The sequence below is a fragment of the Pseudomonas sp. Van50 genome (assembly GCF_055390755.1).
The window spans coordinates 3134107-3149438 of record NZ_AP024343.1 but is presented as its reverse complement, the minus strand read 5'-3'; the positions used below and the strand labels follow the sequence as shown (position 1 = coordinate 3149438).

The following is a 15332-nucleotide window of genomic DNA, read 5'->3' as shown; positions in this document are numbered from 1 at the left end:
AAATTGAACGAACATAACGATAGTCTCGACCAGTTGAAACGTGCCGCCCTGCTGCGACTGCTCAAGCAACGTGGCGCGACGCGTGTCATCGAAACCGTTGCCGACGACATGCCCTGCGTCGACCGCGCCGCACCGCTGGCACTGTCGTTCGCCCAGCAGCGGCTGTGGTTTCTCGACCAGTTGGACCCGACCGCCAGCGCCGCCTACCACATACCCGCCTCGTTGTTGCTGCAAGGTGCCCTCGACCAGGCGGCCCTCACGGCAGCCCTCGATCGCCTGGTGGCACGGCATGAAAGCCTGCGCACCACTTTCCGCCGCGAGGGCGAACAGCCGGTACAAGTCATCGCCCCGGCCGATTGCGGCTTCAGCCTCGTGACCCATGACCTGCGACACCTGCCCCGGGAGCAGGCCGCAACCGAGGCCGCACACCTGAGCGAAAACGCCGCCGCGGCGCCGTTCGACCTGCTGCACGGGCCGCTGATCCGCGGCACCCTGCTCCGCCTGGCGGACGATGAACACCGGCTGCTGATCACCCAGCACCACATCATCTCCGACGGCTGGTCCATTGGCATCCTGGTCAAGGAATTCGCGAGCTTGTATCAGGCATTCAGCGCGGGGCAGCCCGACCCGCTGCCGCCGCTGACCCGGCAGTACGCCGACTACGCAGCCTGGCAGCGCCAGCACCTGGAAGGCGAGCGCCTGGAGCGACAAGTGGAATTCTGGCGCGCCCACCTGGCCGGCGCCCCGGCGCTGCTTTCATTGCCGACCGACCGGGCGCGTCCGGCGGTCCAGAGCTACCGCGGCGAAACCCTGGGCTTCGACCTGCCGGCGTCGTTGTCCGCCGCCATCGTCCAGTTCGCCCAGTCCCGCGCCGCGACGCCGTTCATGACCTTGATGGCTGCCTGGGCGGTCTTGCTGGCCCGCATCAGCGGTCAACAGGACCTGGTGATCGGCACCGTCGCCGCCAACCGCGACCGCCACGACGTACAGGCGCTGATCGGGTTCTTCGTCAACACCCTGGCCCTGCGCGTGCGCCTGGAAGCCAACCCGACCCTTGACCAGGTACTGCAGCAGGTCAAGCAATTGATGCTGGAATCCTCCACCCAGCAGGACACCCCATTCGAACTGGTGGTCGAGGCCCTCAAGCCTGCGCGCAGCGCCAGCTACAGCCCCGTGTTCCAGACCATGCTCTACACCAATGCCGCAGGTGCCGGGGGCCAGTTGCAGTTGCCGGGGCTGAACCTGGAGTTCCTGCCCTCGCGCAAGGACAACACCCAGCACGACCTGTCCCTGCACATCGACGAAGGCGGCCCGAGCCTGTCCTGCAGCCTGTCGTATTCCACCGCGCTGTTCGACGCCGCCACCATCGAACGCCTCGCCGCGCGCTTCGAGCGCCTGTTGCACTGCTTTACCGACGCCCCCGACACCCGTATCGGAGCCCTGGAACTGGACCCGCCCCAAGCCTTGCCCGAGGTCACCGCACAAGTCTCCGGGCCAGGACAGACCCCGCTGTCCTATCACCAGGAGCGGCTGTGGTTCGTCGATACCTTCGAAACCGGCTACCTGTACGACGCCAATCCGGTCTATCACAACATTGCGTTGCTGCTGGAGTTGACCGGTGAGATCAATCAACCGGCCCTGCAAACCGCCCTCGACGGCTTGCTGGCCCGCCACGACATTCTGCGCTGCCGGGTATTGAGCGACGGTAGCCGGGCCTGGCAACACTTCGACGGCCCGGCCAGCCTGACGCTCGAACTGATCCAGGGCAACCCCGACGACTTGCCGGGCCAGGCCCTGGCCGCGACCCGTCGCCCGTTGCACATGGACGGCGGCAGCCTGGTACGGGCCAGCCTGGTACGGGCAAGCGATCAGCATGGGATCCTGGCCATCACCGTGCACCATCTGCTGGCCGACCGCAGCGCCATGCAGTTGCTCAAGCGCGACCTGCTGGCCCTCTACGAAGCCGCCTGCGCCGACCGCAGCGCCGACCTGCCGGCATTGCCGCTGGGCTATGGCGACTTTGCCGCCTGGCAACGCAACCTGCCGGCCACCGCGCTGGAAAACCTGCGGGCCTATTGGGCCTATCAACTGCGCGGCAAACTGCAAGCCCTGGAGCTGCCCCTGAATCGACCCCGGGCGGCGGTGCATGTGTTTGCCGAAGCCACCCACGGTTTCACCCTCGAACCGGCGCTGGCGCGGCGCCTCGAAGCATTGGCCCGGGAAGTCGGCGTAAGCAGCGACAGCCTGGCCCTGAGCGCATTCACCGCGCTGTTGCGCCGCTACGCCGGCCACGATGAACTGGTGATCGGCACCACGGCTGCCTGCCGTGAACCGGCCCTGCGGGATGTCGTCGGGCCGCTGGATAATCTGCTGGTCATGCGTGGCCTGTGCGACAGCGACACCACTTTGCAACAGCTTTGGGAGCAGACCGCCAACAACCTGACCGAGGGCCTGCGCCACCGGCACATGCAGTTCGACCAATTGGTGCTGGCCCTCAACCCGGCCAAGGACATGAGCCGCACCGCGCTGTTCGACGTGCTCTTCAATTTCCAGCGCACCACCGACCACGACACGCTGGTGGCGGGCCTGGCGGTCAATACGCTGGAAACCAACCTGGGTTATGGCAAGAACGACCTGCACCTGCTGATCACGGCCGATGAATCACACTGGGCCGGACACCTGGCGTACAACGCGGAATTCTTCGACGCCGAATTTATCCAGCAGCTGATGCGCCACTACGTGCGCCTGCTGGAAGCTTTTGTCGAGGATTCGCAGCAGCGGGTCGACGACGTCCCCCTGCTGGATGCCGCCGAACGCCAGCGACAGATCCTCGACTTCAACGACAGCGAAGCAGCCTGGCCCGAGACCCTGACCCTGCATCAGCTCTTCGAAGAACAGGTGCGTCATTACCCGGACCGCATCGCGGTCAATCTGGGCCTGGAGCGCCTGAGCTATCGACAGCTCAACGAACAGGCCAACCGCCTCGCCCACCGCCTGCGAGCGGCCGGCGTGCAGCCCCAGGAACTGGTGGCCATCGCCCTGGATCGCTCGGTACAGATGATCGTCGCCACCCTGGCGGTGCTCAAGGCCGGCGGTGCCTATGTGCCCATCGATCCGAGTTCGCCCCAGGAGCGCATCGCCTATGTGCTGCGCGACAGTGGCGCCCGCAAGGCCATCGCCCGCCAGGACATGAATCCGGCGCTGCAGGCCCTCGGCATCGAAGTATTCGATGCCGCCACGGACAGCAGCGTCAGCGCCGCCAACCTGCCCAACTTCAGTGCCGCGGACCACCTCTGCTACGTGATCTACACCTCGGGCTCCACCGGGGAACCCAAGGGTGCGTTGCTCGAACACCGCAACGTCGTGCGCCTGCTGCACAACAATCGACTGGACTTCCAGTTCAGCGCCGACGATGTCTGGTCGCTGTTCCACTCCAATGCCTTCGATTTCTCGGTCTGGGAAATCTTCGGCGCCCTGCTCTACGGTGCGCGCCTGAGCCTGGTGCCCGAGGCCCTGCGCCGCGATCCGGTGGAACTGCTGGGTTTCCTTGAAAGCGAACAGGTGACGGTGCTGAACCAGACACCGTCGGCGTTCCTGCAACTGAGCGCCGCAGCCCTGGCGACGCCGCAGGTGGGCCTGGAACATTTGCGCTATGTGATTTTCGGCGGGGAAAGCCTGGAACTGGGCAAGCTCGACGCCTTCCACCGTGCCTTCGGGCATGTGGCGCTGGTGAACATGTACGGCATCACCGAAACCTGCGTGCACGTGACCTACAAGGCCATTGGTGCGGCGGACATCGCCGCCGGCGTCTCCAATGTCGGGCGGCCGATTCCGACCACCGTGGCCTACGTGCTCGACGCCCGTCAACGGCTGCTGCCGGTGGGTGTGGCCGGTGAAATCTGCGTCGGCGGGCTGGGTGTGGGGCGCGGCTACCTGAACCGTCCGGCCTTGAGCGCCGAACGTTTCATTACCGACCCGTTCCGACCTGGCGAACGACTGTATCGCTCAGGAGACCTGGGCAAGCTGCTGGACAATGGTGAAATCGTTCACCTGGGCCGGATCGACGCCCAAGTGAAGATTCGCGGTTTCCGCATCGAACTGGGGGAGATCGAAGCCAAGCTGCTGGCCTGTAACGGCGTGCGTGAAGCGCGGGTGTTGGCCCGCGAAGACGCGAGCCAGGGCAAGCGCCTGATCGCCTACCTGATCCCTGAGACGGGCGCGGTGCTGCAAGTGGCGGCATTGCGCAAGCAGTTGGGGGCGACCCTGCCCGACTACATGATTCCGAGTGCCTTTGTCAGTCTGCAGGCCTACCCGCTCACCGCCAACGGCAAGCTGGACCAGGACGCACTGCCGGCACCGGACCTGGACGCCATGTCCGAGCGCGGTTATGCCGCGCCCGAAGGTGCCGTCGAAGTGGCCCTGGCGCAGATTTTCCAGGAATTGCTGGGTCTGGAACGCGTGGGCCGCAGTGACAGCTTCTTTGAATTGGGCGGGCACTCGCTGCTGGCCGCGCAACTGGTTTCCCGAGTGCGGCAACAGTTGGGCGGCGAACTGATGCTGCGCGAACTGTTCAGTCATCCCACCGTGGAGGAACTGGCGCGGGTCGTCGGCAACCTGCAAACCGTCAGCACCGAGACCATCGGCATCGCCGACCGCACCGCACCGTTGGCGCTGTCGTTTGCCCAGCAACGCCTGTGGTTTCTCGACCAACTCGATGCAAACGCCAGCACCGCTTACCACATGCCCGCGTCCTTGCTGCTGCGCGGCGATCTCGACCACGCCGTGCTCAAGGCTGTCCTCGACCGCTTGGTGGCGCGTCACGAAAGCCTGCGGACCACCTTCGATCGTCATGGCGAACAACCGGTGCAGATCATTGCCCCGGCAGACTGCGGCTTTGCCTTGGCCGAGCAGGATTTGCGCAGCCTGCCTTATGAGCAGGCCAGCATCAGCGCCTCTCGCATGGCCGACAGCGAGGCCGCGGCGCCGTTCGATCTGCGCCAGGGACCGCTGATTCGTGGGCGGCTGCTGCGCCTGGCCGACGACGAACACATTCTGCTCATCACCCAGCATCACATCATCTCCGACGGTTGGTCGGTGGGTGTCCTGGTCAAGGAATTCGCCACTCTTTATCGGGCCTTCAGTCAACACCAGGCCGATCCGCTGCCCGCGCTGTCGGTTCAATATGCCGATTACGCCGCCTGGCAGCGCCAGGTTCTCGACAGCGAGCGCCTGAGCCACCAGGCCGACTTCTGGCGTGAGCAGCTTGGCGGCGCGCCGGCGCTGTTGTCCTTGCCCACCGATCGCCCGCGCCCGGCGGTACAAAGCTACCGGGGTGGCGACGTCAGGGTGAACATCGCTGCGCCGTTGCGCGAACGCCTGGAACGTTTTTGCCAGGCACACAACGTCACCCTGTTCATGGCGTTGCTCAGTGCCTGGTCGGTCCTCATGGCACGCCTGGGCAACGAACCAGACGTCGTGATCGGCGTACCGACGGCCAACCGTGGCCGCACCGAAACCGAAAACCTGATCGGCTTCTTCGTCAACACCCTGGCCTTGCGGGTAGACCTTGGGCAAAACCCGAGCGTGGCGCAGTTGCTGGAGCAGATCAAACAAACCACCCTGGCGGCCCACGAACATCAGGACATTCCTTTCGAGCAAGTCATCGAAGCCTTGCAACCACCGCGCTCCCTGAGCCACAACCCGCTGTGCCAGGTCGCCCTGTCGCTCAACAATACCCCTGGCGGCGTTGAACTGAGCCTGCCCGGCCTGACCCTGGTCCCCGTGGCCCAGGCCCATGAAACCTCGCAGTTCGACCTGATGCTGACACTGGACGATGACGGTGGCACGCTGGGCGGCGTGATCGAATACGCCAGCGACCTGTTCGACCATCGCACCGTGGAACGCTTCGCCCAGCACTTCCAGACCCTGCTTGAGGCCATGATCGAGGACCCCGCACAGCCGGTGCTCGCCCTGCCGCTGCTCACCCCGGCACAGCGCCAGGCCTCACCGGCGACGCTGCCGCCCAAAGCCGTGTTCGCGGCGCAACTGCTGATTCATCAACGCTTCGAACAGGTCGCCGCCGCCCAGCCCCACGCCACCGCCCTGGTCCTGGGCGAACGCGAACTGAGCTATCAGGCACTCAACCGCCGCGCCAACCGCATCGCCCGTGAACTGCTCGCCCAAGGCGTACGGCCCGATGACCGGGTAGCGATCCTGGCCCGCCGCGGGGTGGAAATGGTCTGCGCGGTGCTGGCCGTGCTCAAGGCCGGTGCCGCCTACGTGCCACTGGATCCGGCCTACCCCAGCGAACGCCTCGGCTACCTGCTCGACGACAGCACCCCGGTGGCCTTGCTGGCCCAGCCTGACTGCCTCGCCGTGCTGCCCGAGCATGCCGTGCCGGTGGTGCACCTCAAGGATTACGTCGCCACAGACGACCTGACAGACGTGTCCCTGGACCACAACCTTGAAGCCAGGGCGCTGGGCCTGACGCCGCGGCACCTGGCCTACGTCATCTACACCTCGGGGTCCACCGGGCTGCCCAAGGGCGTGCTGGTGGAGCACGGCAATGTCGCACGGCTGTTCGATGCCACCGCCGGGTTGTTCGACTTCGACCAAAACGACGTGTGGACGCTGTTCCACTCCTTTGCCTTTGACTTCTCGGTCTGGGAAATCTGGGGCGCATTGAGTTACGGCGGCAAGTTGGTGATCGTCCCGAGCGACGTGGCCCGTTCCCCCGATGATTTCTATGCCCTGGTCTGCCAGCAGCGCGTCACGATCCTGAACCAGACGCCGAGCGCCTTCCGCCAGTTCATCGAGGCCCGCGAGCGCAGCGACCAGGAACATACCCTGCGCGAAGTGATCTTCGGCGGCGAGGCTCTGGACTTCCGCAGCCTGCGCCCCTGGACCGCACGCACTACGTTGGCCCGTACCCGTCTGGTCAACATGTACGGGATCACCGAAATCACCGTGCACGCCACTTACTACCCGATCAGCCAGGTGGAAATCGACACCGGCGCGCCAAGCCTGATCGGCCCGCCACTGCCGGACCTGTGCCTGCGTATTCTCGACGAGTACCGGCAACCGGTGCCGGTGGGGGTCAATGGCGAGATCTACATCGGCGGTGCCGGTGTGGCCCGGCATTACCTCAATCGCGACGTGCTGAATGCCGAGCGGTTCATCGGCGATCCGTTCGCCGTGGAGCCTGGCGCAAGGTTGTATCGCACCGGCGACATCGCCCGCTACCGCGCCGATGGCGGCGTGGTCTACGTGGGCCGCAACGACTCGCAGATCAAGATCCGCGGCTTCCGTATCGAGCTGGGGGAAATCGAAGCGCAACTGCTCGATTGCGCCGATGTCCGCGAGGCGCTGGTGATCGTGCGTGAAGACCGTCCCGGCGACAAACGCCTGGTGGCCTACCTGATCGCCCATGAAGGGACCGCCCCGGACTCCTCGGCCTTGCGCAGCCAGCTGGCCAGCGTACTGGCCGAACATATGGTGCCCAGTGCTTTCGTGACCCTGGAGGCCTGGCCGCTGACCACCAACGGTAAGCTCGACCGCGCAGCCCTGCCGACACCGGACTTGTCTGCCACCGCGAACCAGCACTACGAAGCACCGCTGGGGGAGATCGAAGTGACGCTGGCCAGCGCCTGGCAGACGTTGCTCGGGGTTGAACGAGTGGGCCGCCAGGATCACTTTTTCGAACTCGGCGGCCACTCGTTCCTGGTCATCAGCCTGATCGAGCACCTGCGTCAGGCGGGTCTGCAACTGGATGTGCGCACGGTCTTCTCTGCGCCGACACTCAAAGCCATGGCGGCCGTCCTCGCCGGTGGCGGCACCACCCAACAGGAGGTCCCCGCGAACCTGATCCCCGCCGATTGCACGGCGATCGTCCCACAGATGTTGCCGCTGGTGACCCTGAGCCAACAGGAAATCGAGCAAATCGTCGCCGACGTCCCCGGTGGCGCCGGCAATGTGCAAGACATCTACCCCCTGTCATCGTTGCAGGAAGGCATTCTGTTCCACCACTTGTTGCAGGCCGAAGGCGACGCCTACCTGATGCGTACCGTGGTGACGTTCGATCGCCGCCAGGTGCTCGACGACTTCCTGGCCGCCGTACAGGTGGTGATCGACCGCCACGACATCCTGCGTACCGCGTTGCGCTGGCACGGCTTGTCGCAGCCGGTGCAGGTCGTTCATCGCCAGGCGCAACTGCCCGTCATGACCTTGGACTGCTTGCCCGGCGAAGACGCCTTGCAGATGCTCCGGGACCATACGGACACGCATCATCTGCGACTGGACCTGCAACGGGCCCCGTTGATCGCAGCGTACGTCATCTACGACGAACCCCGGGCACAATGGCTGCTGGCATTGCTCGACCATCACCTGATCAGCGATAACGTGACCTTGCGCCTGATCATGCTGGAGATCCAGGCCGTGATGGCCGGCCAGGCCGAGAGCCTGCCGCCGTCCCAGCCGTACCGTAACTTCATCGCCCGGGCCGCCAGCGTGCCCCAGGCCGACCACGAAACCTACTTCCGTCACTTGCTGGCCGATGTGGATGCCACCACCGCGCCTTATGGTGTGCTCGATGTACGAGGCAACGGTGCGGGGATCAAGCGTGCGGTGAAACACTTGAGCGACGATCTCAGTGCCCAGGTGTATCGAACCGCACGCACTCAAGGGGTCCCGACCTCGGTGCTGTTCCATGCGGCCTGGGGCCTGGTCGTCGCGGCCACCAGCGGGCGCGACGACGGGATTTTCGGCACGGTGTTGTCGGGGCGTTCCCAAGGTACCGCCGGGGCCGACCATGCACTGGGGATGTTCATCAACACCTTGCCGATGCGCATTCGCTTGCAGCAGAACACCGTCAGCGACATTGTCCGCGACGCCTACCAGCAGCTCAGTGAGCTACTGACCCACGAACAGGCGTCCCTGGCCCTGGCCCAGCGTTGCAGTGCCGTGGATACGTCGCTGCCACTGTTCACCGTGATCCTCAACTGCCGCCATGGCGACCTGGTAAACGCGTCCGGGGAAAACGTCGCCGACATGGGCAGCCACGAAGGCATGCATTTCATCGCCTCCGAAACCCGTACCAACTACCCCATTGAAATTGCCGTGGCGAATGTGGGCAGCGGCTTCTCCCTGACCGCCCAATCCATCACCGGCATCGACCCGCAACGCATCGCCGCCTACCTCGCCCAGGCCGTGGCCGCGCTGGTCGAAGCCCTTGAACAAGCCCCCGAGCGCCTCGCCAGCGATCTGGACGTGCTCCCCGACACCGAGCGGCAATTGCTGCTGGCGGACTTCAACCACACCGCCACGGATTTCGGCACGGCGCAACCGATCCATCACCTGTTCGAAGCCCAGGTCCAGGCCAGCCCCGACGCCGTGGCCCTGGTCTGCGAAAACCAACAACTGACCTACCGCCAGCTCAACCGTCGCGCCAACCACCTGGCTCGGCAGTTGCTCGAACTGGGCGTCGAACCCGATCAGCGCGTGGCGATCTGTGCCGAACGCAGCCTGGACATGATCGTCGGCCTGCTCGGCGTGCTCAAGGCCGGCGCTGCCTACGTGCCGATTGACCCGGCCCATCCCGCCGAGCGCATGGCCTTCATGCTGCAAGACAGCCAGCCTCGGGCGCTATTGACCCAAGCGGCCCTTACCCTGCCGTCCGGCGAGCTGCCGCGGTTGTTGCTCGACACGAGCGATTCGCTGCGATCGGCGAATGACGCGGCTTTTGATGCCAACCCGCAAGTGCCCGGCCTGACGCCCGAGCACCTGGCCTATGTGATCTACACCTCCGGCTCCACCGGCCAGTCCAAGGGCGTGATGGTCGAGCACCGTTCGGTGTTCAACTTCTGGCAAGTGCTCACCCGCACCACCCATCAGCATTGCCCAAGCCCAGCCACCGTGGCCCTGAATGCCGGGTTCTTCTTCGACATGTCGATCAAGGGCATCTCCCAGCTGTTCTCCGGCCATCGGCTGGTGATCATCCCGCAACTGATCCGCGCCAGCGGCCATGAACTGCTGGACTTCCTCGAACAGCACCAGGTGCACGCCTTCGATTCCACGCCATCGCAACTCGACACCCTGCTCGCCGCCGGCCTGCTGGAACGCAGCAGCTACCAGCCGGTGAGCGTGCTGCTCGGTGGCGAGGCCATCAACGCCGCGACCTGGACGAAGTTGCGCGACTGCCCGAGCATCCACTTCTACAACATGTACGGCCCGACCGAATGCACGGTGGACGCCACCATCGACCTGATCCGTGACCTGGGCGAACGCCCGAGCATTGGTCGGCCGATTGCCAACGTCCAGGTGCACGTGCTTGACACCCACGGCCAACCGGCGCCGTTGGGCGTAGCTGGCGAGATTCATATTGGCGGCGCTGGGGTGGCCCGGGGTTACCTGAACCGGCCGGAGCTGAGCACCGAGCGTTTTATCACCGATCCGTTCAGCAGCGAACCGGACGCACGCCTGTACAAGACCGGCGACCTCGGCCGCTGGCTGGCCGACGGTACGCTGGAATACCTGGGGCGCAATGACTTCCAGGTGAAGATCCGTGGATTCCGTATCGAGTTGGGCGAGATTGAGAATGTCCTGGTGGCCTATCCAGGTATCCGCGAGGCCGTGGTCATTGCGCGGGAAGACAGCCCGGGCGACTCGGACAGCAAGCGCCTGGTCGCCTATGTCTGCGGCGACCCGGTCCCGGCCGAGCAACTGCGCAGCGCGTTGTTGAGCGGCCTGCCCGAATACATGGTGCCCAGCGCGTTCGTACACCTCGATGCCCTGCCCCTGAACGCCAACGGCAAGCTCGACCGTCGCGCCCTGCCGGCGCCCGGCCAGGAATCCCTGGCGAGCAAAACCTATGAGGCGCCCCAGGGCGACACTGAAATCGCCATTGCCGAGATCTGGAAAGGATTGCTGCACCTGGATCAGGTTGGCCGTCACGACGGCTTCCTCGAGCTGGGCGGCCATTCGCTGCTCGCCGTGCAGTTGCTCTCGCGGCTGCGACGCAAGCTGGGTGCACGGGTGACCTTGCGCGAACTGTTCGACGCGCCGACCGTGCGTGGCCTCGCCGCCCTGGTGCACGGGGCGTCGCCCACCGAGGCCGTGTCGATTCCCTTGGCCAATCGCGCGGGACGACTGCCGTTGTCCTTTTCGCAACAGCGGTTGTGGTTCCTCGATCATCTGGACCACGCGGCCGGTGCGGCCTATCACCTGCCCCTGGCCCTGAGCCTGAAGGGGGTGTTGGACAAGGCTGCGCTGCAAGCGACCCTCGACCGCCTGGTGGCGCGCCACGAAACCTTGCGCACGCGATTCGAATTGGTTGACGACGAGCCATTGCAAAAAATCGCCCCGGCCGACTACGGTTTCCGCCTGGAGCAGCAGGACCTGCGTGCAATGGCCCCCGCTGAACGCCAGGCCACGCTCGAGCATCTCGGCCAGATCAACGCCACGCAGTTGTTCGACTTGCACAGCGGGCCACTGATGCGCGGCCACCTGGTGCAAGTGACCGATGACGAACATGTGCTGTTCATCACCTTGCATCACATCGTTTCCGATGGCTGGTCCAACAGCGTCCTGGCTCGCGAGGTCAGCGTGCTCTACAACGCCTTCACTCAAGGCCAGAAAGACCCGTTGCCGCCCCTGGCGCTGCAATACGTGGACTACGCCGCCTGGCAACGACAATCCCTTGAAGGCCCGGCGCTGCAAACCCAGATCGACTTCTGGCGGCAACACCTGGAAGGTGCGCCCGTGCTGCTGAACCTGCCGCTGGATCGTCCGCGCCCGGCGATACAGCGGTATACCGGTGGCATCATCGAGTGCAGCTTTTCGCCCACCCTCAGCGCCGATCTGCGTGCATTCAGCCAGGCCCGGGGCACCACGTTGTTCATGGTGCTGCTGGCGGGCTGGTCAGTGTTGATGAGCCATCTGAGCGGCCAGGCAGATGTAGTGGTCGGCACGCCGGTGGCCAACCGTCAGCGTCCGGAGCTGGAAGCGTTGATCGGTTTCTTCGCCAACACCCTGGCATTGAGAGTCGCCACCGAGCGTGATACCCGCATCGACGAGCTGCTGGGGAAAATCAAGGACCTGACCCTGGCCGCCTACAATCACCAGGACCTGCCCTTCGAACAGGTGGTGAGCGCCCTGCAACCGACTCGCAGCATGAGTCACAGCCCGTTGTTCCAGGTGATGCTGAGCCTGGACAACACGCCACCGGCACCGTTGCAGTTGCCCGGGCTTGAGGTGCAAACCCTGGCAAGCCCCCACAACACCACGCAGTTCGACCTGTCGCTGTCCCTGATCGACAATGGCGAACGCATCGCTGGCAGCCTGCAATACGCCAACGACCTGTTCGACCTGCACACCGTGCAGAACATCGCCGGATTGTTTGCCAAGGTCCTGGAAAACCTGGTGACCGACGCACAGCAATCCATCGGCCAGTTGTTGCAGGACACGCCGCCGCTGGAGCGCTCGGCCACTGCCGTCGTCCAGCCCGTCATCGCTGAAGACGGTCCCGTGCCGTTGCCTTATGAAGCGCCTCAAGGGGATACCGAGATCGCCATCGCGGCTCTCTGGCAGGACCTGTTCAAACAGGAACGGATCAGCCGCCACGACGACTTCTTCAGCCTCGGTGGTATTTCGCTGATGGCGGTGCAAATGGCCTCTCGCCTGCGCAAAGTCCTCGGTAAACCGATCGCCGTGCGGGACCTGTTCGTCGAGCCGACCATTGCCGGTTTCGCCAGGACCCTGGATGGCCAGTCCCGGCCCGGCGTCCAGCGCAATCTGGTGCCGATCCGCCGCACCGGCTCCCAGCGACCGCTGTATCTGGTCCATCCCCTGGGCGGTGAAGTGCAATATGCGCGGGACCTGGCGCCAACGCTCGATCCCCAGATACCGGTCTATGGCTTGGCCGCCAGTGGCTTGGTGGCGGGCGAGGCCCCGCTCTCCGATGTGCCGGCCATTGCAACGCGTTACCTGACGGCCATCCGCCAGGTCCAGCCGCAAGGTCCGTACCGGATCGCCGGTTGGTCGGCCGGTGGCCTGATCGCCTATGAAATGGCCCGTCAACTGCAGGCCGGCGGTGAGGCCATAGAGTTCCTCGGCATCATCGATACGTCGACCCGTCCGGATCCGCTGCCCGAGCCATCGATCAGTGAAGCGCAGTTCCTGATGGCCTGGCTACCCGAGGGGATCGACCCTGATCTGCTCCGGCAACTGACGGCGCTGGCGGAAGACTCTGCCATCGAGGCGATGCTGACACTGTGCATGACCCATCGCCTGCTACCGGAGGAGTTGCCCGATGACATCGACGCTGCCCTGCTGCGCACGCACTTGGGCGTTGCCTATGCCACGCGGCTGGCTATCGGCAGCTACGTCAGTCCGGCCAGCCCGCTCACGGTGTCGTTGTTCACCGCGAAAGATCAGCAACGCAGCGACCCGACCCTGGGCTGGCGTGCGTTGCTGCAGGATCAGGTGAACGTGACGGCCCTGCCCGGCACCCACAACACACTGGTCAAGGCGCCCCATGTGGCCCGGCTGGGCGAGGCGATTTCCCAGGCCTTGAAAACCGCCACGGTGTCATGACAGCCCCGGGCTGTCCCGCGAGCGATTCGCTGGGCAGCCCGAGGTGTGGAGGCTGATCCATCGTCATCGCGAGCAAGCTCGCTCCCACAGGGGATCCAAGGTGTTCATGAAGCTTGCATTCACCACAGGCCCCCTTGTGGGAGCGAGCTTGCTCGCGATGACGGCGGCACAGCCGACATCGGCACACGCTGCCCCACCGCTTCGCGAGCAAGCCCCACAGGTTTCATCCCTGATCCGCGGGCCGGAATGTCCCCGTTTTCCGCTACAGACGTTTCCTACCTGCAACCGCTTAAATACCCCCTCGAGCTGAATCGTTTTTTGTGGATGGAGTCCACAGGCGATGTCCGGTCGCCCGCCGATCAGGACTGTTACCCACCGCACGATCACTCTAAAAAGGGAGCCTTATGCATGTGATCATTACGGCCATCGGCTCAGCCGGTGACGTTCACCCATTTATCGGGATCGGCCGCACCCTCGCCGCACGCGGGCATCGGATAACCTTTTGCGCCAGCGCGGCATTCGCTCCGGTGATCGAGCGCTGTGGCTTCAAGTTCCTGCCCTTGGGTACCCGCGAGGAATATCAAGCAGTCATGGCTGACCCGGCGTTGTGGCATCCGCGCACGTCACTGCCCACCCTATGGAAAACCGTCGGTGGCACGTTGCGTGAACAGTATCGGCTGCTGGAACAAGCGTGTGACGACGACACCGTCCTGCTGGGCTCGTTGTGGGCATTTTCCGCGCGGCTGCTACAGGAAAGACACGGCATTCCACTGGTCACTGGCCAGGTCACCCCCTTCGCCATCTGGTCGCCCCTCGCGCGCCCCGTCCATCCACCTGGAACGAACCTGCCGGCCTTCGTACCGTATCCCTTGCGACGCCTGCTGCTGGGGGTCATCGAGCACACCTTCCTCGATCGGCTCATGAAGCCTGAGCTCAACGGTTTTCGCCGTGAATTGGGCTTGCCTGCGGTCAAACGCATCATCAGTCAGTGGATCTCCTCGCCCGACCGGGTATTGGGGCTGTTTCCGGACTGGTTCGCCCCGATCCAACAGGACTGGCCTGCCCAGACGGTACTGACCGGGTTCCCGTTATTCGATGAATCCGGCTTCGAGGCGCCAGACGCCGAGCTGGAGGACTTTTTGAATGCAGCCCCACCGGTGGTGTTCACCCCGGGTTCGACGACGGTCAATGCCGAACAGTATTTCGCCGCTGCGGCGAAAGCACTGAAGTTGATCGACCGCCGCGGCGTGTTCCTGACCAGCCAGCCGGTCGACCCGTCGTTGTCCAGCGACGGCAGGATCCTGGTCAGGCCTTACGTTCCCATGAGCCGCATCCTGCCCCATACCTCGGCCCTGGTGCATCACGGAGGCGTCGGGACCACGGCCCTGGCAATCGCCGCCGGGGTGCCACAGATCGTCACCCCATTTGCCCACGACCATTTCGACAACGCCGCGCGAATGCAACGCCTGGGCTGCGGCTTGCAGGTATTCACGCCGGCCTCCGCCGAGTCGCTGGCCTCGGCCCTGGACACGGTGCTGAACAGCGCTGACGTGCGCGCCAGTTGTGACCACTACAGCAAGGCGATGGCCAGTGGTGACAGCGCCCGCGAAGCGGCAGCGCTGCAAATCGAGGCCATCGCCCACAGAGCCGCGACGTATCGCGTTGCGTAATCACGGATTGATTGGCGACTGACACAGCGCTGCCATTGGCCCGGCCAGAAGGCATCACTCTTTTCATTCGTTTCA

At 64.8% G+C, this 15332-nt stretch carries 2 protein-coding genes; both read left to right on the top strand.

The window, feature by feature from the left end; genetic code table 11:
* Window positions 1-3 precede the first annotated feature (3 nt).
* Entirely contained in the window at window positions 4-13587 is a 13584-nt protein-coding gene (locus tag ACZ5M5_RS13720) for an amino acid adenylation domain-containing protein (protein WP_464739221.1), read from the top strand.
* 404 nt (window positions 13588-13991) lie between these two features.
* Entirely contained in the window at window positions 13992-15257 is a 1266-nt protein-coding gene (locus ACZ5M5_RS13715; protein WP_158249666.1) for a glycosyltransferase, read from the top strand.
* The last annotated feature ends 75 nt before the right edge of the window (window positions 15258-15332 follow it).

Excerpts from the sequence above, each read along its gene's own strand:
- ACZ5M5_RS13715 (WP_158249666.1), top strand. The coding sequence starts at position 13,992 with ATGCATGTGATCATTACGGCCATCGGCTCAGCCGGTGACGTTCACCCA.